This is a genomic window from Bergeyella cardium, from assembly GCF_009914665.1.
Lineage (GTDB): Bacteria > Bacteroidota > Bacteroidia > Flavobacteriales > Weeksellaceae > Bergeyella_A > Bergeyella_A cardium.
Genome location: NZ_CP029149.1, coordinates 723,030 through 745,225, shown reverse-complemented (window position 1 = coordinate 745,225; position 22,196 = coordinate 723,030). Strand labels below are relative to the sequence as shown.

At 39.1% G+C, this 22,196-nt stretch carries 22 protein-coding genes; 9 read left to right on the top strand and 13 right to left on the bottom strand.

Going from position 1 to position 22,196, the window contains the following annotated elements; all coding sequences use genetic code 11:
• Positions 1–86 precede the first annotated feature (86 nt).
• From DBX24_RS03380 to DBX24_RS03370, 3 genes are read right to left on the bottom strand one after another with little or no spacing between them, the layout of a single operon-like run.
• Entirely contained in the window at positions 87–1,259 is a 1,173-nt protein-coding gene (locus DBX24_RS03380) for an alpha-hydroxy acid oxidase (RefSeq protein WP_160223989.1), read from the bottom strand.
• Positions 1,260–1,270: 11 nt separating this feature from the next.
• Positions 1,271–1,711, bottom strand: a complete 441-nt coding sequence (locus DBX24_RS03375; protein ID WP_120488380.1) for a GyrI-like domain-containing protein — start codon at positions 1,709–1,711, stop codon at positions 1,271–1,273.
• Positions 1,712–1,741: 30 nt separating this feature from the next.
• Positions 1,742–2,986 carry an MFS transporter gene (locus tag DBX24_RS03370; protein WP_160223988.1) on the bottom strand — a complete coding sequence of 415 codons (1,245 nt, stop codon included), beginning with the start codon at positions 2,984–2,986 and terminating at the stop codon, positions 1,742–1,744.
• A 274-nt stretch (positions 2,987–3,260) separates the two neighbouring features.
• Between DBX24_RS03370 and DBX24_RS03365 the strand changes: the two genes are divergently transcribed.
• The 5 genes from DBX24_RS03365 (at position 3,261) to DBX24_RS03345 (ending at position 7,979) form a co-directional block, all read left to right on the top strand.
• Complete coding sequence (locus DBX24_RS03365) at positions 3,261–4,064, top strand: sce7726 family protein (protein WP_160223987.1); 804 nt, start codon at positions 3,261–3,263, stop codon at positions 4,062–4,064.
• A complete protein-coding gene (locus DBX24_RS03360) occupies positions 4,046–4,990 on the top strand; it encodes a sce7725 family protein (RefSeq protein ID WP_120488383.1) in 945 nt (314 codons plus the stop codon). Before DBX24_RS03365 ends, DBX24_RS03360 begins: the two co-directional genes overlap by 19 nt.
• A gap of 1 nt (position 4,991) precedes the next feature.
• Positions 4,992–6,062, top strand: coding sequence for an RES family NAD+ phosphorylase (locus DBX24_RS03355; protein WP_120488384.1), 1,071 nt, complete (start codon positions 4,992–4,994; stop codon positions 6,060–6,062).
• A 53-nt stretch (positions 6,063–6,115) separates the two neighbouring features.
• Positions 6,116–6,874: a class I SAM-dependent methyltransferase gene (locus DBX24_RS03350; protein WP_120488385.1), complete on the top strand. Its 759-nt coding sequence runs from the start codon at positions 6,116–6,118 to the stop codon at positions 6,872–6,874.
• A gap of 520 nt (positions 6,875–7,394) precedes the next feature.
• Positions 7,395–7,979: a BspA family leucine-rich repeat surface protein gene (locus DBX24_RS03345; RefSeq protein ID WP_160223986.1), complete on the top strand. Its 585-nt coding sequence runs from the start codon at positions 7,395–7,397 to the stop codon at positions 7,977–7,979.
• A gap of 238 nt (positions 7,980–8,217) precedes the next feature.
• Here DBX24_RS03345 and DBX24_RS03340 read toward each other — a convergent pair whose 3' ends face one another.
• The 3 genes from DBX24_RS03340 to DBX24_RS03330 are packed head-to-tail and all read right to left on the bottom strand — an operon-like array spanning position 8,218 to position 10,265.
• The gene (locus tag DBX24_RS03340) at positions 8,218–8,892 is read right to left on the bottom strand and encodes a hypothetical protein (RefSeq protein WP_160223985.1); all 675 of its coding nucleotides are present in this window, start codon (positions 8,890–8,892) and stop codon (positions 8,218–8,220) included.
• A 10-nt stretch (positions 8,893–8,902) separates the two neighbouring features.
• The gene (gene rfbD / locus DBX24_RS03335; protein ID WP_160223984.1) at positions 8,903–9,781 is read right to left on the bottom strand and encodes a dTDP-4-dehydrorhamnose reductase; all 879 of its coding nucleotides are present in this window, start codon (positions 9,779–9,781) and stop codon (positions 8,903–8,905) included.
• Position 9,782: 1 nt separating this feature from the next.
• Positions 9,783–10,265, bottom strand: coding sequence for an acyl-CoA thioesterase (locus DBX24_RS03330; protein WP_120488389.1), 483 nt, complete (start codon positions 10,263–10,265; stop codon positions 9,783–9,785).
• 151 nt (positions 10,266–10,416) lie between these two features.
• On the opposite strand from DBX24_RS03330, the gene mutL reads away from it, so the two are divergent.
• From mutL to DBX24_RS03310, 4 genes are all read left to right on the top strand, one after another.
• Positions 10,417–12,222, top strand: coding sequence for a DNA mismatch repair endonuclease MutL (gene mutL / locus DBX24_RS03325; RefSeq protein ID WP_160223983.1), 1,806 nt, complete (start codon positions 10,417–10,419; stop codon positions 12,220–12,222).
• Between the two features lie 25 nt (positions 12,223–12,247).
• On the top strand, positions 12,248–12,970 hold the full coding sequence (locus tag DBX24_RS03320; RefSeq protein WP_160223982.1) for a rhomboid family intramembrane serine protease: 723 nt from the start codon (positions 12,248–12,250) through the stop codon (positions 12,968–12,970).
• A gap of 14 nt (positions 12,971–12,984) precedes the next feature.
• A complete protein-coding gene (locus DBX24_RS03315) occupies positions 12,985–13,950 on the top strand; it encodes an endonuclease/exonuclease/phosphatase family protein (protein ID WP_160223981.1) in 966 nt (321 codons plus the stop codon).
• A gap of 165 nt (positions 13,951–14,115) precedes the next feature.
• The gene (locus DBX24_RS03310) at positions 14,116–15,408 is read left to right on the top strand and encodes an aldehyde dehydrogenase family protein (protein ID WP_185150755.1); all 1,293 of its coding nucleotides are present in this window, start codon (positions 14,116–14,118) and stop codon (positions 15,406–15,408) included.
• Between the two features lie 60 nt (positions 15,409–15,468).
• On the opposite strand, the gene DBX24_RS03305 is transcribed toward DBX24_RS03310, so the two are convergent.
• The 7 genes from DBX24_RS03305 to DBX24_RS03275 form a co-directional block, all read right to left on the bottom strand.
• Positions 15,469–16,233: a rhomboid family intramembrane serine protease gene (locus tag DBX24_RS03305; RefSeq protein ID WP_160223980.1), complete on the bottom strand. Its 765-nt coding sequence runs from the start codon at positions 16,231–16,233 to the stop codon at positions 15,469–15,471.
• 135 nt (positions 16,234–16,368) lie between these two features.
• Entirely contained in the window at positions 16,369–17,139 is a 771-nt protein-coding gene (locus DBX24_RS03300) for a TrmH family RNA methyltransferase (RefSeq protein ID WP_120488394.1), read from the bottom strand.
• The gene (gene rnhB / locus DBX24_RS03295; RefSeq protein WP_120488395.1) at positions 17,140–17,730 is read right to left on the bottom strand and encodes a ribonuclease HII; all 591 of its coding nucleotides are present in this window, start codon (positions 17,728–17,730) and stop codon (positions 17,140–17,142) included.
• Positions 17,731–17,807: 77 nt separating this feature from the next.
• Positions 17,808–18,512: an acyltransferase gene (locus tag DBX24_RS03290; protein ID WP_160223979.1), complete on the bottom strand. Its 705-nt coding sequence runs from the start codon at positions 18,510–18,512 to the stop codon at positions 17,808–17,810.
• A gap of 131 nt (positions 18,513–18,643) precedes the next feature.
• Entirely contained in the window at positions 18,644–20,086 is a 1,443-nt protein-coding gene (locus DBX24_RS03285; protein WP_160223978.1) for an oligosaccharide flippase family protein, read from the bottom strand.
• Positions 20,083–21,183, bottom strand: coding sequence for a DegT/DnrJ/EryC1/StrS family aminotransferase (locus DBX24_RS03280; RefSeq protein ID WP_160223977.1), 1,101 nt, complete (start codon positions 21,181–21,183; stop codon positions 20,083–20,085). Before DBX24_RS03280 ends, DBX24_RS03285 begins: the two co-directional genes overlap by 4 nt.
• Complete coding sequence (locus DBX24_RS03275; protein WP_160223976.1) at positions 21,180–22,166, bottom strand: GNAT family N-acetyltransferase; 987 nt, start codon at positions 22,164–22,166, stop codon at positions 21,180–21,182. The genes DBX24_RS03280 and DBX24_RS03275 overlap by 4 nt, the downstream gene beginning before the upstream one ends.
• Positions 22,167–22,196: the final 30 nt, after the last annotated feature.

The window sequence follows — 22,196 nt, the reverse complement described above, 5'->3', positions numbered from 1 at the left end:
CAATAAAAAAGTTTCCATTAAATCAATAATGGAAACTTTTTTGCTTAACGCCTAAAACTTATTGCCTGCTGCACAAAGCCTACTGCCTATCTATAAATAGGGGTAGGATAAGTACCAGGCACTAATATGCTACTATCTACATCTTGGATGTTTCTATGCCCTGCGAATGCCATAGTGGTATCCATTTCATCGTAGAGGATTTGCAGGGCACGAGTTACTCCCTCTTCGCCATACGCACCTAAGCCGTATACAGGTGCTCTACCGAGCATTATACCTCTTGCACCCATTGCCCAGGCTTTTAGCATATTTTGCCCAGAGTAGAAACCAGAGTCTATCCATACTTCTGTTTGGCTACCCACAGCGCTCACGATATCTGGGAGGGCTTTTATTGTGGAAACGGTATCGTCCATCTGGCGACCACCGTGGTTAGACACGATGATGGAGTCTGCTCCGTATTTCACGGCTTGCTCGGCATCTTCTGGGAGCATAATTCCTTTTAAGATAAGTGGTCCTCCCCAGAGCTCTTTTATCTCTGCGATGTCTTCCCAGCTGAGGGATGGGTCAAACTGCTCCTTAGTCCAAGAAGAGAGAGAGGAGAGGTCGCTTACATTCTCTGCGTGCCCAGCGATGTTTCTAAATGTCCATCTTCTGTTTTTAAGATAGCGAAGTCCCCAAGGGATTTTTGTAGAAAGGTTGATGAGGTTCGGGATGGTAAATTTAGGAGGTGCAGAGAGTCCGTTTTTAATATCTCTGTGTCTGTTGCCCAATACTTGTAAATCTACGGTAACCATCAGTGCGGAGCATTTTGCTTCTTTTGCTCTGCGGATGAGGTCTTTCATAAACTTTCGGTCTCTCATTACATACAGCTGAAACCAGAATGGCTCTATACCTGCCTCTGCAAGGTCTTCTATGGAGCATATAGACATTGTGGAGAGGGTAAAAGGGATGCCGAATTTCTGAGCGGCTCTTGCCATATGGATTTCTCCATCAGCCCACATCATTCCCATAAAACCTACGGGAGCAGTCATTGCAGGGAATTTTACCGTTTGCCCGAGGAGTTTCGTCTCTAAGGTACGGTTGTCCATATCCACTAAAATCTTTTGGCGGAATTTTATTGGATCAAAGTCAGTAACATTTTCTCGATAAGTAGATTGAGACCAGGAACCTGTATCTACATATTCATAGAACATTTTTGGGACATTGCTATAGCATTTTACTCGCAAGTCCTCGATATTTGTCATTTTAGATAAATCTCTCATTTGATTATAATTTAATTTTCTTTTACGGATATAAATATACTCACTTCCGAAGGCTTGTCTGTATAAACCTCAAAATCGTAAGTATAAGCACGGTGGAGGTCTTTGTCTCTCTGCCAAATCTCCTCCCAGGTATTAATAATAGCCGCAGGCATTTCTCCTTTGGCTATAAATTCAGTGAAATATTCTTCTGGAAAAGCTCTTCCCACAAGCCCCTCAGGGATATGATGTAAAGAGCTTACTTCCATTCCTATTATTGCGGTATATTTTCCTCTGAAATCATTTTCGTAATCGGTGTAGATAGCATAAATCTTATGATTTAGAGTACCGGGTATTTTTTCGGCTATCTTTTCTGTGTAGAATTTGTTCCAAAGAGCACTCAAATCCTGTGCAGATTTTCCATTTTCATTTGTGGTGGTAATGGATATTCCTATAATTTTAAGGCTTTTTTTCATTTGAAGTGATATTTTGAGAGAACAAATGTACTATTTTTTCTTATTCGGTTTTGTCTCTGGGAATGTTAATATACAAATAATATAGAGGCAACTAAAGAGAATGTAGAATGCCAGAGAGGTATCCCAACCGAAATGATCCAGTACTAAGCTCCAAACAAAATTAAGGAGGGTATATACCAGATAGCCCAATGCCCAGAAAGCTCCGAACATAATCGTAATCTTTTGTGGGTTCATATCTGGGAGCTCATACGGCAGATTGAGATATACAGAATATTGGGAAGCCATTACAAAACCCGCAAAACCAAAGAGGATATAAGACAGCAAAACAGAGCTTGGGAGAACGAGTATCCCAGAGAGTATAGCGCTAATCATCAGTACGCCGTGGATGATGAGGTAAGGCTTTCTCGGGAAGTTCTTTTTACCCATATACATACTGAAGAGCGTGCCCATAATCCCAGATGAAGGGATGATAAACAGCATTATGGACTTGGAGAAGTCAGGGTTAAAATTCAATGCCTCTAATTTTGAAGGGAGAGACGCAAGGGAGATGACATAGAGGAAGAGGAATCCTCCAAAACCGAGAGAGAAAAGATAAACAAATTTATCTTTCAGCGCATCGGAGTAGGTATATTCTTTTGCAATCGCTTCGGAAGAGCTGTTGCTGGCATTAGGCTCAAAGTCCTTACTGAATGCCAGCCAGAGGGCAAAACTGATTAAGCTTAGAAGGCTAAAACCGAGCATTATATACTGCCAGTGGTCATTATGAGTGAGGTAATCGGTAAGGAAGTAGAGTGAGCCACCCACAATTACCGCCCCCATATTATACGAGCCCGTTGTAAGAGCACTGGTGATGATTTTCTTATCAGCAGGGATAAACTTTGCGATCACCGTATTCATATATACCATTATCATAGAACCTCCGAGCGCCATTATCATTCTTGCAGCGATGTATATCCAGTAGTTTGGCGAGAAAATCGCAAGGAAAGAAAAGCTCAAAAAGAAAAGCGCCAGTATAGATGCTTTTTTGGGACTCAGTTTGATGAGAATATATGCAGCAAAGAAATTAGCAAAGATTCTCGCAATGGTTATTGAGTAATTTACCACTTCGGTTACTACGGAAGATACGGCTTTACCAGCGAAGAAGTGGTGGGTAATCTGCCCAGAGAGGCTGGAACCGATAAGCCAGTTAGAGGCAAATGAGATGTATGCCAATAGCAATATGATAAACATTATTACGCCCTGTGCTCTTGTAGGTTCTTTTATATTCTCGGTCATAAAAATTCTATTTTATTTTTTTGGGCGGTAAAAGTAGGTATTATTCACTATACAAAAGATGAAAAATTCTAAATATATTCTATTTATGAAATTAATCATAAAATATACTTTTGTATGCAGAAAACAGTTATTTGGAGAAGTTTTATTTCTTTTGCTATTTAGTGGAGATAGAGTTTTATATAAATTAGTAATTTTGTAAAGTGAAAATTAGTATAAAGTGTCAAGCCTAAGAATCTTATCTCAAATATTCTCGCCTCCTATATTTCAAAAAATAGTGAGACAGGATGATTTTATATTATTCCAAAAGCAAATAAAAAAATATCTTAATACAGGAAATTATGATACTAATTTAGATGTAATTAAATCATTATATAAAAATCTTCAGGAGAGGTATAGATGTGAATATATCTATAAAAATAACTTATTTTTAAAATTAATTAGTGAGTATGGCCTAAGAGTAACATCGGTACTTAATGAATTAAAAATTGGCTCTTCAAAGGCTGATTTAGTTCTGTTAAATGGGTCAGTACGAGTTTATGAAATCAAAACGGAACTAGATGATTTTTCTAAACTATCAAAACAAATAAATGATTACCAAAAATTTGCAGATGAAGTCAGTGTTGTAACTGATGAAAATAGTGCTAAGAAATTAGAAATTGAATATGCAGATTCAAGTATTGGTATCATTATACTTGATGCAAAACATAAGATACAAATAATTAAAGAAGCAGAGAGTAATACTTCCTACTTTAATTTTGATACTATTTTTAAAATTTTAAGAAAGCAAGAATATATTGATTTAGTTACTGAGAACTTTGGATTTGTACCTGATGTTCCAAATACTCAGATTTTTAGAACTTGTTATAATTTATTAGCGGATATAAACATAGTAGATTTTCAAAAGCAAGTTTTAAATAAACTTAAAGAAAGAAAGTTATCAAAACCTAGCTTACTTAGATCTTCAAAAACACCAAGAGAATTGAAGTATATCTGTAACTCTTTGGATTTTAATGAACAAGAATATTATAAATTGTATGATTTTTTAAAAAATAAAAGTGTATGTACTTACCATATATAAGAGGCAAAAAGTTTGAACTAATTGGGATTAGAAATTTGATAACAGGAAAAGTGCTTAATTCAAATAAAGTATCACCTATAATAGAACCTGTAAAAAATTCATCAACATTAGGAGTTACTCTAAGAGAACTGATTGAAAATAATATTAATTTTACAGTTGTTGTAAATCCACAAGTTGGACAATTTACAGATACGGATACTATTTTTAATACTATTAAAGAGTTTATGAGTGGAGGTAAAAATTATCAAATAGGAATAATTTTTAATAATAAAAACAAACAAGGGCATCATGAACTGATAGCTCTTTTACAAAAATACAAAGATTATATTCCTGAATTAACTATTATACATAATGCAATTCTTGATGGGATTTCAGATATTCTTGCTCTGTATGAAGAACATTTTAAAGTTAGATATAATGTTATAAATTTATCAGCAACAAGTAAAAGATATCACCAAAATTTTAAAGAAAATACTAGGGTAGAACTTAATGATTATTTTAATGCTCAGCCTAGAAATTCTGATTATTTACAGATAGATGAAAGTGACTTTTCTGAAGAGTATCGCTATTATAAGGAAGATGGATTTATTGGTTTCTCTGATTATCTTTCTATTGGTGAAGAATACTCTGAAGCAGGTTTTCTCCCCTATGCTGTAGCAATCCATTTATCTTATGAAGATAAAAATAAAAAGAAAATAAAAATAAAACATTTTGTTTCTGATTCTAATGATGACCCCTCTGATATTGCTGGTAAATTTGCTGAAGCATTAAAAAAGTTAATTGATTGGTGTAAGAAAACAAAATATGAATCTATTGCTATCCCAATATTTAAAGAATATTATGAAACAAAGCATTTTCCTGGATTAGGAACATTAAAGAAACTCTCCCTAATGAATCATATTGATTTGGTTTTAAAATTAATTTAATATGAATTGCTGTATAAATTGTTTTGAAAACCAATATATAAAAACTATTATTAGAGGTAAAAATAATATAGGAAATTGTGATTTTTGTGGAGCACAGAATATTAATATTTATAAGGCTTCCAAGTTAGATTTTTATTTTACAGACATTTTAGACTTGTTTGTTACTGATGAAAATGGTGATAGATCAATAGGGAAACAAATAACTTCGGATTATTTTGATCATAAAATTTTTGCACAAGAATTAATTGCTAAGAATAAAGTTGAACTACTTATTTCTGAAATTATTAAATATTATACTTGCGATTATCAACATTTACTAGATAATCCTGTAAAATTAAAATTTCAAGATGAGGAAGAAGAGAAGCAATCACTTACTCTTTCTTGGGATAAATTTTCAGAGGAAATTAAAAGTAAAAATAGATTTCATCTAGAAAATGAATTAGATTTGGATAGATTACGCGAATTATTTCAATTTTTCCAAAAGAAAATAGATAAAAAAGAAATATATTATCGTGCTAGAATTAGTGATAAAAAAGGATATGATAAGAAAGAAATGTGGAATCCTCCTAATGAATTAGCAAAGAGTGGTAGAGCAAATCCTAATGGTATTTCATATTTATATTTAGCAAAAGATTTAGAAACAACTTTGTATGAAGTAAGAGCGAGTTTGTTTGACTATGTTTCTGTAAGTAAATTTGAACTCAAACAAGATATAAAAGTAATAAACTTGAGCCATTCAACTTATGATATCTTTGAGCTTATAGGAGCAGAAAAAATACAGGCTTTAGAAGATGTAATAAAATATGATACTTTTATTAATAAGTTGGAGCAAGAACTGTCAAAACCGAGAAGGAGAAGTGATAGCGAGTTAGATTATTTGCCAACACAATATCTATCAGAGCTAATTAAATCAATGGGGTTCGATGGTATAGAATTTAAAAGCTCATTACATCAAAATGGCGTTAATCTTGTAATTTTTGATAAACCTAAGAATAAGTTTGAAATTTTAGATGTTAGTGTTTATGATATTACAGAGATTATGCTTGATTGTGAGAGAATAGAGAATAAGTAGCTTAATTTCCCTAAACTTTCAAGAAGTATATAATAGTCTCTAAAAAATAAACAATGCAAGATTTTATTCCAAAACCGCTCATACCTTTTCTTCGCAAAGACCTTAATCCAAATTATATTTCAGAAGAGAGGGGGATCCTTAAATACCTTAATCCTGATTTTCTGCAAGGAGACAATGATAAGTATATGAAGTTCTACAACCGCCTTGCGCCTTTCTATGACTTTGGAGAGCGGTGGATTGGCTGGCTGAAATACGGCAATTCCGTTGCTGAAATGAGGCGTAAAATGATGCAACTTTTGGAGTGGAAAGATAATGCTTCGGTGCTCTATGTCTCTATTGGAACGGGGAAAGATTTCAAGTATATGCCCCAAAATATCAATATCAAAACATTATCGCTTGTAGGTATAGACATCTCCGAGGCTATGCTCCGCCGAGCGCAAAAGGTATGGAAAGATAAGCTCAACCTCTCTTTGGTAAACTGCCCAGCTGAGGATTTACCTTTCGATGATAATAGCTTTGATATTGTTTTCCATGTGGGAGGGATTAATTTCTTCTCCGATAAACAAAGGGCGATTGATGAGATGCTCCGCGTTGCTAAGCCCAATACATTACTGATGATTGCCGATGAAACCCAAGATTTCATTCGCGACCAATATCAAAAGAATGTCTTCTCAAAAGAGGCGTATAAAGATGCACATTTTGACCTTACCGAAATCCAAAACAGCATCCCTAACAGCGTAACCGACAGGCAAACGCATTTCTTGTGGGACAATCGCTTCTACGCAATTACTTTCAGGAAAACGGCAGATTGAGGCTTTGCTTGAAATGATATTAATAAGATTTAATGATGCTTATACAATAGTCTCAAAGTTTTTGTTCGGCAGCTTCAGAGTTTGTGGGCGAAGAGGGGGTTCTGTATTTTTATGATTTTAATCAATATAAAGTAAGAAATATGTACTGATAAAAATATAATTTAGTAACTTTGAAAGAGTTATAGGACGAAGCCGAAAATCCTTATAAAAAGAGTAGGTCTCAATTTAATTCTAATTTATAATGAAAAAGTATTTTTTATTAGCAGTTTCAGCCGTAGTGCTGGCTGTAACAGCAGTGAATTGTTCAAGGAATGATGACCAAGATTCTGGCTCTGGATAACAACAAGAACGGTATGAACATCTAACGGGTGTATGGGAAGCAAATGCTATCGGTCAAATACCTATACCTACCGATGGAGATGGGTATTCTTATACCTATAAAAGACTAGATGACCCGAGCGAAACAGGAAAAGGAGAGGTAACCCAAACGGGACAACATACAGAGTATATAGAACTAGGTATGAAAAATGCAAATAAGCGGTTTGTTATCTCTATTATCCCTAAGAAGGAAAAATTTGCTTTCTTCTATGGCATTGATGGTCTTGTTGCTGAGGAAAAAGCTCAGTTCAAAGTACTCAAGCATTGGGGAAAAAGAAAATGGGTAGGGAATTTAGCTGGTATGTTTATGGGCTGCTCAAGCCTTAAGATAGAAGCACAAGATGTCCCAAATTTCTCTAATGTAACTTCGGTAAGTAGTATGTTTAACGGATGCACTTCTCTAGAGTCTGTGCCCAATATCCAAAAATGGAACCTAATCAATACTCATTATATAGGTTCGTTGTTTGATGGAGCAACGAAATTTAACCAAAGTTTAGAAGGCTTGGTAATAAAGAAGGAAGGAGCAGATATGAGAGATATTTTCAGAAATACAGCAATGTCTAGCGAGAACTATGGCAAAACCCTTAAAGGTTGGGCTGAGAATAAAGAGACCGCTAAGAATGTTACACTCTCCTCAGACCGTAAATATAAAGCCTCAGCTAAACAATACAGACAGTCCCTTATAGATAATAAAGGTTGGACGATTACAGATGGAGGTCAAGAATAAGATACCCATTAGCTATTGGCTTCTGGCTTTTAGCTTACAAATTAATCGTCCTACTCCCTAATAGGCGACTCTTAGCTATTAGCTTCTGGCTTTTAGCCTCCAAACTAACATTATCCCTAATTGGAAGGGGGAACATCCCCCCCTGTGGGGGCAACTTTAGACCTTGTGGGGTCAACTTTAGACCCTGTAGGGTCAATTTTAGGGGGTATTGCCTTAAAAAAAGGGGCAATGCCCCTACTTAATTGGAGGGGGAAACTTCCCTATAGAAGAGGGTAAGAAAATCGGCATAGGATTTTTCTAAGGAGATGAGGTCTCCTGATTTTATAATAAGCCCTCCCGAGATATTGGAATTATCAGCGCGAATACCCGCTGGAAGCACTTGGTAATAGAGTGCGGGCTGCTCCTTTTTGTAGTGGAGATTCAGCCTGCTGCCCAAGAATTTTTTGGTAGAGATATAGTTGTCTTCTTCGGGTTTTATCTCTCGGCAGAGGTAGGTTCTGGGGCTAAGTGCTACTTTCTTTCCATTGATAATGATATTGACCGCTCGAGATGAATTAAATACCGAAAACTGATTGTAGCTTATCACAGGATGAGCTTGGTAATAGAGCTTTATTTCTTTGTGAAGGGAGGGGACTGGGTTGCCGTCCAAATCTAAATTAGGAGTATAGGTATAGGCATTGGCTCCTACGAGTTTTGCCTTTTTATAAAACTTCTCAAAGGCGAGGGTTTCGTCTTCTAAAATGCCATTTATCTCAATTGTAGCAAGAGCCGTGGCAGAAGAATCTACCGCTAAGATACGGTAGAGACGAGTGTCATTATTCTCATTGGTTTTTGAGGCATTGCTTAGATGGATTTCCTGTGCATAAATAACGCAGGAGATAAGCGAAAATATAAACCCAAAACAGATTTTCATAGAGCGAGGTTTAGTTTTTAGTAAGGGTTTCTATGCATTCTTCCAAGCTGTTTTCCCAGTGCTTGAGGTCTATTTTGTAGGTCTGTTCTATCTTGTCCAGAGCCATTGTACTTCTTACGGGGCGCTGGGCTGGGGTAGGGTATTCGCTTGTGCTTATTGCATTGAGCTTGATATGAGATTTTGAAAGCTCTGCAATTTTCTTAGCGAAAAGAAACCAGGTAGTCTCTGGATAATTAGAAAAATGGAAGATTCCAAAGCTAAGGGCAGGCGTTTCTATTATCTTCATAATGGCTTCCGCGAGGTCATTGGCATTGGTCGGCTGCCCATACTGGTCGCCTACGATATTGAGCTCATCTTTTGTCTCAAAGAGGGAGAGCATTGTTTTTACAAAGTTTTTATTAAACTCTGAATACAACCAGGATGTTCTGATGATAATGGTCTTTGGGTTTTCTTCTAATGCAGCTTCTTCGCCTGCTCTTTTGGAGAGTCCATATACCCCGATGGGAGCGGTAAAGTTGTCCTCGGAATAGGAGATATCGGTATCCCCACTAAACACATAATCGGTAGAGATATGGATGAGCACGGTATTGTTTTTCTTAGCAGATTTTGCGAGGTTGCGCACCCCTTCGGCATTTATGGCAAAGGCTTTTTCTTCTTCGGACTCGGCTAAATCTACTGCGGTATATGCTGCTGCATTAATACAAAAGTCTGGCTTTGTATTATTAAAATATTCCTCTACGGCGGTTTCATCTGTGATGTCTAATTCCTCAGAGGAGAGAAACTCAAATTGATAATCTGTCTCGTAGCGTTCGGTGAGTTTTTTTATGCAGTTGGCAAGCTGTCCATTACCACCCGTTACGAGTATTTTTTTTCGGAGGTCCTGTATCATTTTATTGTGCTTTGTTTTCTTTTCTTAGTGCTTCTGCTCTTTCATCAAAGCTCATATTCCCGAGGTCTAAGAAACTATTGTGGAAGAGGTGTTTTAAATCCTCTGGTTGTTCTTCCGTTTTCCTTGTTTTCAGATTGAAATAGATAGCGGTAATCCACAGTACAGCGTGGGTTGTTTTTCTATCCTCGCTGGTCATTAGTATTTCTACTACTGTGGTTTTCTCGTCTATATTTACCGTGTGGCTGGTGATTCTTACTTTGGTATTTGCTTTTACTTCTTTCAGGTAGGCAATTTGGTTTTTAATGGTAATCCACGCACAGCCCGTTCTTTTTATATACTCATCATAAGAAAACCCGAAGAACTCCTCTATATGGTCTTCTCTTGCATCTTGCATATATTTTAGGTATTTCACATTGTTGAGATGCCCAATAGGGTCACAGTCTGTAAATCGTATTTTTACAATTGAGAACATTTCTTTTTCCATATTGCAAATGTAAAGAATTAGACTTGAATTCACCCACAGCGTGGGGAGCACCTACATCAAACTAACTACACACAGCTAGAGGCCAATAGCCATAAGCTACTTGCCTTGTTCTTTTCTTTCATTAAATTTGTCGTCTTATTTTAGAGGGATTATGTCGGATATTATTCAGCTTTTACCAGATTTTGTTGCCAATCAGATCGCTGCTGGGGAGGTGGTGCAGAGGCCTGCATCTATTGTAAAGGAGCTCCTCGAGAACTCAATAGATGCTCAGGCTACCAAGATAGAGCTCATCATTCGAGAGGCAGGGAAAAACCTTATCCAAGTGGTGGATAATGGTCTGGGGATGTCTGAAACAGATGCTCGAATGGCTTTTGAGAGGCATGCTACTTCAAAAATCCGAACCACAGAAGATATTTTTAAAATTGCTACAAAGGGTTTCCGAGGAGAGGCACTTGCGTCTATTGCTGCTGTAGCACAGGTAGAGCTCAAAACAAAGCAGAAAGAGGCTCCCGTAGGTACGAATATCTATATAGAAGGAGGGAAGTTGGAGTTTCAGGAGCCGATACAAACAGCGGAAGGCTCTAATTTTTTAGTGAAAAATCTGTTCTACAATGTTCCTGCCCGTAGGAAATTTTTAAAAAGCAATACTATAGAGTTCAGGCATATTATAGATGAATTCCAAAGGGTGGCATTGGCACATCCTGAGATAGAATTTGACCTTTTTCATAATGATGAACCCGTTTTCAGGCTTAGAAAAGGGAGCCAAATGCAGAGGATTGTGGAGATTTTTGGTCGTAAGCTACAGCCGCTTTTGGTTCCGATAAAAGAGTCGCTCGGATGGGTAGATTTCTATGGATATGTAGCCAAACCCGAAGGTGCTAAGAAGACCAGAGGCGAACAGTTTTTCTTTGCTAATCATCGTTTTTTTAAATCGCCCTATTTCAATAAAGCCGTTCAAGAGGCTTTTGATGGTTTGCTTCAGCAGGGATATGCCCCATCGTTCTTTTTGTTTCTGGATATAGACCCAGAGAAGCTCGATGTGAATATTCACCCTCAGAAAACTGAGATTAAATTTGAAGATGAGCACCTTATTTTTGCGTTGATTCGTTCCACGATAAAGAAATCACTCGGTATTTATAATATTGCTCCGAGCCTTGATTTTGATAAGGATATTCAGCGCTTTGATGAAATGTTTGGTACACCCTCAAAGGCAAATACCGAGATGCTGCAAACAAAGAGCACGAGCAGCAGGCAAAACAGTACTGGTATAAGTGTGCCGAGAGATTTCAATCCGTTTGCAGAAGACGCCCGCCCTGCAAAGGGAGAAATTGCCAACCTTACCGAGTTCTACACCTCAGATACCGCTCCCGCACCTTCTAAAATCAACCTCTTTGAGGATGAAGATGATGATTTCAGCGATGATATTATGAGATTGCCCAATGGCTATTGGCTGATGAACCGAGACGGCAAAACCCTGATGATAGACCCAGGCAGGATGCACAGCATTATCATTGCTGAGCAGTCAAAAACAAAGAAAAGGAATACGAATAGCCAGCCACTGCTGTATTCATTAGAATATCATCTCAATGAAATAGAGAAAACTAAATTCCGTTCAATAAAGAAATATCTTCCAGACCTTGGCTTTGATATGGTGATTACTCAGGAAAATGTTTTGAGGATAAATGCCGTACCCGAAGGTTTAAAAGAATCTCAAACGCTGAGCTTCATTGAGAATCTTTTTGAAATTTTGGAATATAAAACAGAGGAGCAGTTTATGGATTTCTACAACGAGCAGTGGAATAAGCTCGGTTCAAAGTCCAGATTTGACTTCCTGTATAAATATGAAATAGAAACCGTTTTGAAGGACTTCATCGCACTTGGCTTTCCACAATATACCCCTTCTGGGAAGCCCTGCTTCGTAGAAGTTCCTTTGGAGGAACTCAAAAATAAGTTTTAAAACCTATAAAAAAACCTTTGATATTATGTTTGGAGCGCTCACCCCGATTACAAAAAATCTGATTATCCTCAATGTGGTGGTCTTTGTCCTCTCATTTTTTGTGCCTTATTTGTATCTTATTTTGCCTGCCTATTTCCCTTATTCGCCTAATTTCAGATCTTGGCAAGTGGTTACGCATATGTTTATGCACGGAGGTATTGCTCATATCGTTTTCAATATGCTTACTCTTTGGAGTTTTGGTCCTGTGCTCGAGCAAGTACTGCGAGGTAAGCGGTTTGTGATTCTCTATTTTCTGAGTGGGCTGGGAGGTTTTTTGCTTTATAACTTATGTTATGGCTTTGAGGTTTTTCAGATTACTTCGCAGATGAGTATAGAGCAGGTGCAGGAAGTCTCTGCTAATGCAGATTTGTACGCTCCTGATGGTACATTTTCGGGCTATCCCAAAGGGTCTAATGAGTATTACTTGCTGAATAGTTTAGTCAGTAGGATGCTCGGTGCTTCTGGGGCTATATTTGGTGTAGTTGCTGCTTTTTCCGCTTTATTTCCCAATTCAAAACTGATATTTATGTTTATCCCTTTCCCAATAAAAGCAAAATATCTTTTCCCGCTGATTATTTTAGGCTCAGTCTATTTGGGGATTAATGACACGGAGTCTAATATCGCTCATTTTGCACATATAGGAGGAGCCTTTGTTGGTTTCCTGCTTGCAAAGATTTGGGGCAAGCATCTCAACAGGTTTTATCAGTAAAAACATTTTTGCTTATGCGAAGGCTCTTGTTGGTGGGGCATATCTCTACTGCTCTTGTTTTATCAGCTACGGTGCTCAATGCCTATATTTCGCCAGTAGTAAATGCTTGGCTCAACTTTTTTTCATTGGTGTTTCCTGTGGTTTTGGTCGTTTATTTCGTTTTGTGTGCGCTCTGGATTTTCATCAGGTGGAGGTATGCTGTGTTCTTTTTGTGTCTGAGCTTTGTCTTTATCAATCCCATCAAAAGATGGGTAAATTTTAGCTCGAAATCTCACCAATCGTCGGATATAAAAGTAATGTCTTTCAATGTGCATAATGGTTTTTATGGTGAGAAAGAAATTGCGGAATACATTAATACCGAAAACCCTGATTTGATCTTCCTCCAAGAGGCGAGTTTTTTAGGTGAGAAGGAATATCATTTTTCAGATTTAAAATTTAAATACCAGGCGGATTATTGCGTTATCCTCTCCAAATTTCCCATACAGTCCGAGGGGCTTCTCAATATTTCTCGGCACGGGTATATTGGCAAGGCGATCTATGCAGATGTAGATTGCCACGGGCAGAGGCTCAGGCTGGTGAATTACTACCTTGAACCCTTTCAGTTGAGCGATTCTGAGCGCCAGGCAGAAAACATTAGTGGCAGCTACCTCGAAAAATTTCTATTTACTTTTAAGGAGCACGCGGGGCAGGCAGATGCCCTCCAAAGCAGTATAAAGGCTTCGCCCTATCCGCTCCTCGTGGCGGGGGATATGAATGCCGTGCCCAATTCCTACGAATATTATACGATTTCTCGTGGGCTTACCGATGCGTTTCAGTCCGCAGGGCGAGGGATAGGCGTTTCATTCCGAGAGGTGATAATGCCCATAAAAATCGATTATATTTTCAGTTCTGAGGGGATAGAACCGCTGTCTTGTCATATTGCGAAGACGAGAAATTTATCCGACCACCAGCCGATTATTGCTGAATTTTCCCTCCGATAGTTTCTGCAAATTAAAAGAGAGAATTCCACTTGTCTGGTTTAATTGTATAATATTATTATTAAAGGCTGATTTAAAATTTATTAAATCACTGCATATAGCTGTAAAATAGATTGTGGCAATGCTTAAATAATATTTACTTTTGCCTCTCCTAAAACCCAGTAGATTATGGAAACTTTAATACAAGAAAAACTCAATAAAGCACAAACGGCCTTTAACCAATGGCGGTTTCTAGCCTTTGAAGATAAGCAGAAACTCATTGCTCGGGCATCTGAAATTTTAAAAAATAGAGCCGAAGATTTAGGGAAAATCATTACCAAGGAGATGAATAAACCCATCTCCCAAGCCATAGCAGAAGTGCAGAAATGCGCCCTGATGATGGACTACTACGCCATAGCAGAAAACAGTCTGAAACCAGAGAAAATAGCCTCTGAGTATAGTCTTTCGGAGGTGCATTTCGTTCCCAAAGGGGTTATTTTAGGCGTGATGCCTTGGAACTTCCCTTTCTGGCAGGTGCTTCGCTTCGCTACCCCCACGCTCCTCTCGGGGAATACCGCCGTACTGAAACACGCCTCCATTTGCTTTGAAAGTGGTAGAGCCATAGAAAACATCCTCCTCGAAGCAGGCTTCCCAGAGGGCGTATTTCAAAACCTTGAAATCGGGCATAATGAAGTGAGGCAAATCCTTGAAAGCCCCATTATAAAAGGGGTGAGCCTTACGGGTAGCGAAAAAGCAGGCGCCGAAGTAGCAGCCCTCGCAGGGAGGAATATCAAGAAATCTCTTTTGGAATTAGGTGGCAGCGATGCTTTTATTATTTTAGATGATGCTGATTTAAACAAAGCGAGCCAAACGGGAGCTTGGGCACGGCTGCAGAATTGTGGCCAGACTTGCGTGGCAGCTAAAAGATTCATCATTCAAGAGAATGTATATGCCGGGTTTTTAGACCTTCTTGTATCTGAATTTAAAAAATATCAGCCAGGAAATCCTTTAAATAAGGATACCCTTTTCAGCGGAATGGCGAGAGCTGACCTCGCCGATGAGCTGGAAAACCAATACAAAAAAGCCTTAGAGCACGGTGCAGAGGTTATCCTCCCCCTTGAAAGAATATCAGATACTGCTTTTAAGCCTTCTCTCATCGCTGTGGAAAGAGCCAATCCTATCTTGCAGGAAGAGCTCTTTGGTCCTGTGGGAATCGTCCTCCGAGCAAAAGACGATAATGAAGCCCTCGATTTGGCAAATGATATCCCATACGGACTGTCTAACTCGGTCTGGACAGCAAACCTCGAGCGGGCAGATTTTTACATCAAAAACCTTGAATCGGGTACTGTAAATATCAACCGAATGACCAGCTCAGACCCGCGCTTTCCGTTTGGGGGAACGAAACTCTCGGGCTACGGTACGGAGCTTTCACTGCTGGCATTAAAGGAGTTTGTAACGGCAAAGACGGTCATCATTCAGTAGAGGACCCAACGCATTAAAAAACCTGCTTCATTTATCCGAAGCAGGTTTTTCTTTTGGTATTTAGCTTGAATTTTTTCGGAGCTCGTCCAGATGTTTCCAAATATCATCTTCTGCCTTATGGGGCATTTCTAAAAAATCTTCTGGGTGTTTTTGGATGTATTCCTGCCAAAGCCTGTCGTCCTTCTCGCTATAATAATTCGGAAATTCCCAAATAAATTTCTTTTTCTTTTCGCCTTTGTTTTTGTAAAAGAAAGCGAGGGAGCTCCCCACCAAAGCTCCTGCAGCGTGAGACTGCCAAGAGATTTGCCTTGCATCTTCCGCATTGGAAAACCACTCCTGAGGGAGTATGCCCCAAATCATACTTCCATAATAGAGAACTACCAGTAGAGAGATGGTAAGTAGCCTCGCATCTCGGCGAAATACCCCACCGAAAAAGAGGAAGAATGCCAGCATATATACAATACCACTCGCCCCGATGATGCAGACCAGCTCCTCTCCGAAAATGATGGGAGGCATCAGCCATACCAGACCGCCCGTAATGAGCCCACCTGAGAAAAACACCCGAGAGGCAACCTCTGAATAAAACTGAAAGAGGAGGAAAAGCAGTGCAGCTATCGGGATTGAATTGCCCAGCAGATGCTCCCAACCACTATGCAAAAAAGGGCTGGTGAATATCCCCAGCAATCCATCTAAAGCCTGAGGAATAAGCGCTCCACTGCAATACGAGAATACCCCTATAGATTGAAGAATAAACCCTGCACCCATCAGGAATACCATTCCCAAAGGGTAGAGCAAAGCTTTATATCGTATTTCTTTTTTCCACATTTGAATTAAAATTTCTGCTTCATTGCACAAATAGATTGCCACAGAAAAAGGGCAAGCCTGCTGAGCGGTTTAAAGAAGTACAATACTGATGTTTAAGGAAAGCCGAATGGGAATGACAGAATGTCAGTTGACTGTCTAAAAACGCCCTCTTTGCCTTAGAAATTCATAGCAGGATATGGCTACGGCATTGCTCAAATTAAGAGAATCAATAGTCCCTGCCATTGGGATGAGGGTATTTTTGCCTTTGCCCAGCCAGAATTCACTCAGCCCCGAATGCTCCGTACCGAATAGCAATGCTGACCTCCCGCTCAGCTCCAAAGAAGGGAGCGGTAGCGCTGTTTCATCCATAAAAGTAGTGTAGATATTGTACTGATGCTTGAGAAGAAAATGGTGCAACTCCTCATTTGAGGTTTGATAAATATTCATACCGAAAAGGCAGCCTACACTCGAGCGAATCACATTGGGGTTATAGAAATCTGCCCGTGTATCTGCCAGAATAAGGGCATCTATACCGAAAGCCTCGCAACTTCTGAGAACAGCACCGAGGTTCCCTGGTTTTTCTATTCGTTCGATGATGATAACCGATGAATTTTCCTTCGGTTGAAAGTGGTGTAATGAATGCTCAGGCGTTTTATAAATCCCGATAATCCCCTCCGAGCTGCCTCTGTACGCTATTTTATCATAGAGCTTGTCCGATACGAAGAAAACCTTCCCTTGGGGAACTTCCTTTTTGTAGATGGCTTCGCAGATAAAGAACTCCACTGCTTCGTAACCGAAAGTCAGGGCTCTCTCGTTCTCCTGCTTGCCTTCTACTACGAAGACGCCTGCTGTTTTTCTAAATCGGTTATCGGTATTCAGCCGTGTGAGGCGTTTTATTTTATCGTTTTGACTGCTTTCAATTATCATTTATTCGTCGTTATAGTCTAATCTGAAAGATTTTCGGTGATACGGTGTTGCCCCATATTTTTTGAGTGCTTCTCTATGGGTTTTTGTGGGGTAGCCCATATTTTTATTCCAGCCATATTGGGGAAATTCCTCGTGCAGCTGAATCATCAGGTTGTCCCTGTAATTCTTGGCAAGGATAGATGCGCAGGCAATGCTCATCAATTTAGAATCTCCCTTCACGATGCACCGATGGGGAATGAAATGATAGGGGTGGAACCTATTGCCATCAACTAAAATAAGCTCGGGTCTGGTGTGGAGCTTGTCCAGAGAGCGGTGCATCGCCTCTATGCTGGCATTAAGGATGTTGTGCTTATCGATGTACTCGGCTGGGAGTTCGGTAATGGCGTAATCAAGGGCGTTTTCTCTGATGAAAAGGTCTAATTCTGCCCGTTGCTTAGCGCTGAGCTTCTTAGAATCATTGATGATATCGCTTTGGAAACCTTCTTTCAGGATAACGGCTGCAGCTACTACGGGACCGCAGAGACAGCCTCTGCCCACCTCGTCGCACCCCGCCTCTATATACGCCTCCGATAGCCTTGTGAGTAATGCCATAATCTTTATTTGAGCCTTGCAAAAGTAAGGAAATATTCGTCTTTTGCTCGGTTTGATATTATCCTTTTTGGAAAGGTTTAAAGTTTCAGATAGTTTTCTAAATCCGTCATTTCAGTTTCCCAATCTCTGATGATACCTTCTTTGAGCTTTATTGCTGGTATTCCACCCAATAGATTTTGCTCACCAAGGCTTGTATAGTCTTTATTTAATAAAGAATTTGAGGCAATGAGGGTGTGCTTAGCCGTCTTCGTGCCCATACGAATGGTAGTTCGGATTCCGATATAATTAAAACTTCCGATTTCAATGCTTCCGCTCATAGTGATAGACTGATGAGTAGCTACATTTTTTAGCGGATGGAAGTTGGTATCTACAAACATACAGTGAGAGCCGCACTGCACCCAATTGCCAAAGTGAATCTTATTAAAGCAGATAATCTGGCTTTCACTTCCAAAAGAATTGATATGCCCCAAAGTTAAATGCCCTCCTTTGTTTATATATAATTTGGTATCAACTCCAAACTGGGTACTTCCATTGATTTCCATTGTGCCGAGTATAGATGCTTCGCCGCTTTTGTTTGACCGACTGAAAATTTCATAGGGATGCCCGAAGGACAATATTCCAAATTTTATCGGGATATTGAGTTTAATTTCTCCGCTGAATTTTTTTATTTTAAAGCCATAGAATACTACAATGGGAAATTTTAAAGCATCTGAAAAACCGAATGCCTTAAAGTTAATTCGCAATGTTTGCCACCAGTTGATTTTCCCGATTAAGAAAACCAATCTCCTGAGTTTATTGTCTAATTTTCCCACGCTGAAAAATGATAGTAAGGCAAAAGTACTAAAATATTTAGGCTTCTGCTGAGGTTTGATATTATAGGTTTTGGGCTAATGAGCATTTTATAGAAATTATTCTACTTTCTTTTTTGGATGATTTGTAGGAAATTCCTTATCGACCAGATGCTGCAGGCTATAAAAATACAAGAGATACTGCTGATGCTCATTAAAGAATTAAAACTAAAATATAATGCTACACAACCCATAAGCATTAGTGAAGATAATACAAATACTCGGATGTTTTGCCTACTTATTTTTAGTCCGAAAGCCCTGTATGTAACCCAATAATTACCTATAAGATGACATAAATAATACAAACAGGAAGCTATAGCAACTCCCTTTATACCATAGAAATAAAACCCTAAAATATGAGAGACTACGAATAGAGAATTAAAAAATAAGGCATTATTTAAGATGAGATTTCGGCTACCTTTACCTATAATTACAAAGCCTGTAACCCAGGAAAATAGCTTAAAGAATACGCCCAGTAAAGCCAGCTGTACATATAATATCGTATCTGTAAAAGATTTTTCATAAAGTACAGCCACAATGGCAGGAGCCATCAGCAGGAGTAATATTAATACAGGGGAGAGTATAAGCGTACCGATATAGAGTTGGTTATTCACTTCGGAATTGAGTTCACAGGTATTTTCATTTGCTCTGGAAACCCGAGGAAAATAATCCAGACTCATTACCGTAAAAAAAATTGCTACATAAACATTTAGTATCGTAAAGCCAGAGATATAATAGCCCGTCTGCTCCAGCCCTCCAAACTTACGGATGAATATCTGAACAATATAAGCAGACAGGAGATTCAGTACATTACTGAGATTAAAATATAAGCCATTTCCTAAAATCTTTTTGGCATCTTTGGCTTTGTTAAAAGGGAGAGCTGTTTTATCATCTTTCAATTTTAACCTTCGGAAGACGATTCTAAATACTATAAATTCTACGATGCCTACTGCGATGAGGTTATAAACCACACCCCTCAGATGAAAATAATAATAGAGAGGTAGGGTAATCAAAATACCGATGATATTGGCAGTGAGGTTGGCATTAGCGAGCTTCTTCACTTCCATTCTACTTTGGAAGATGGAGGTATAAATCTCGGTGATCTGCTTCATTACAACCGAGAAGGAAATTAGCTGAAAAGCCCAGCGGTAATCAGCGGTATCAAAGGTAATCATCGAGAGCTGATGAGAAAATAAAAAGCAGAGAACCGCCCCTATTATCCCAATGATGATGGATAATTTTTGAATAAGTGAGATTCGCTCTACGGATTGGAGGTTTTCATTCTCGGATAGATATCTTACGGTGCTGGCTGGCAGTCCGCAATTCGTTAAGCTGATGATAAGATTAAATGTAGAGGTGAGTAATCCTAAAAAGCCCACCCCCTGAGCCCCCAGCCATAGCGTTGCGAGCTTTGAGCGGATGATGCTGATGAGCAAAGAGAAAATATGAACACTGCCGAAAGTCGTAATGTTCGTAATGATTTTTTTTAAGTTCTGTTGATTGCTCATTCGTAGTCGTTGATGGCTTTAATGATGTAATCTACCTCTTCTTCTTTCAACATTTGATGGCAGGGAATGCTGATGATTTCTCTGTGGATTTGCTCGGATATGGGTAAGCTGAGGTGGGAAAATTCTTTCATCGCTTCCTGCTTGTGGGGTGGGGTAGGATAGTGGATGAGCGTTTGTATGCCTTGCCTCAGCAGATAATCTTGGAAGCTCGCTCTGTCTGCCACTCGTACCCCGAAGATGTGGAAGATGTGATTTTTACTTCCGTTCCATTTCGGTAAAGAGATTTGGGGATTTTTTATTTCGGATAAGTACCGTTTTGCGATGCTTCTTCGCTTTTCATTATCGTTATCTAAATCTTTGAGCTTTAAGCTGAGAATACCTGCTTGCCATTCATCCAATCGGGAATTGAAACCTTTGTATTTATGCTGGTATTTCTTCTCAGAACCATAATTCCTGAGGGCTTTTATGCAGGTGGCAAGTGCTTCATCAGAAGTGGTAACCGCTCCACCATCTCCGAGTGCTCCGAGGTTCTTACCTGGGTAGAAGCTAAAGCCCGCAGCATCTCCTATATTCCCTGCTTTTAGCTGATTTTCTTCGGCACCGTGCGCCTGTGCGGCATCTTCTATCAGAAGTAGGTTTTGCTCTTTTGCCCATTGCCTGATGTTCTCCGCATCTGTAATCTGCCCGTAGAGATGAACCATTAGTATCCCTTTGGTAGCAGGGCTTATATTCTTTTGAAGGTTAATGAGCTCAAAGTTGTAATTATCCAGATTGGTGTCTATGAGTTTTGGGCTAAGGCCAGAATTGATAATACTTAAAATACTCGCAATATAGGTATTGGCAGGTACGAGGATTTCATCTTCTTTATTGAGCCTGCCCAGCTGTATATAAGCCTTAAAGATGAGTTCCAAAGCCTCTAATCCATTGCCTGTGCCTATGGCGAATAGGCTACCGCAGTATTGGGCAAACTGAGCCTCAAAGGCAGAGACTTCCTCACCCAGTATATACCAGCCAGACTGGAGCAAATCTTTGGTCTTTTGAAGGATGGCTTCTTCGTATGGGTGGTTGATTTTCTTTAAGTCAAGGTAAGGAATCATAGATAAATATTTTCTGTTGGGTGCGTATTTCTAAGGTCTAATTCATAGAAATCCTGTGCGTAGCTTCTTGCTCCGAAGCCTTCTTTCCAGAACAGGAGTCCGTCATTTATTTTGAGTTTGCCCTCGTGCAGTTCATTAGAAATACCGAAATCAAAATAGTCGTAATCCTTATATATATCGGTGATGAGCTCGGAGAAGAGCAAGTCCAACGCTCCTGTTTTTCTGTATTCTCTAAGCCCGCAGATGTATTGTGAATGCGCCGTTCTTTTATTGATGAAGAGCACCGTTCCTGCAATTAATTTTCCGTTGAGGAAGGCTCCATACATCTCAATATTCTTGGGAAACAGATTCGCCAGCTTGCTGATTTCTTCAGCGGAATGCACAGGCTGGGTATGATGATTTTGCATAAGCTCGGGGGAGAGGATTTCATTCCAAAAGGCGGTGTAGTTATTCATCTTTTGTATAGAGATGCCCTGTTTTTTTGCATCATTAATATGCCTTTTGATGATTTTAGAGGGTATAAAACCTTTCCTTAAATCTATTGTGGAGGTTAGGTATCTCCTTATCAGTTGAGCATTGAGGCGATACATCATAAATTTCCATTCATCATTCCCACAATCGCTGTAAAAATGGGGGATTTCTTTCCAGAAAAGCCTGTTAAAACCTTGAGCTTTTAAATATTGTAGCAAATGTGTGAATATATTGGTAAAAAGTTGCGTTCGGATATCTCGTTTTGTGAGTATTCCACCGTAGGTAAGCCCCCAGTGGGTATAAAAACCCTCTTGCTTTCTGTGTGCGGGGATTAGGGCTATTGGTTTTTTATCCTCAAAGACCATTAGCGAGCAGTCTTGGAATCTGTCTTTGTGATATTCCATAAAATCACGATGAAAGAGGAAGGTAGCATTCTTTGCCTCTGCTACGAAAGTATTCCAACAAAGGTAATCTTCTTCCTGATATTGCCTTATGCTAATAGATTTCATCATTATTATTTTATGGTGAAGCCTTTTTCAGGA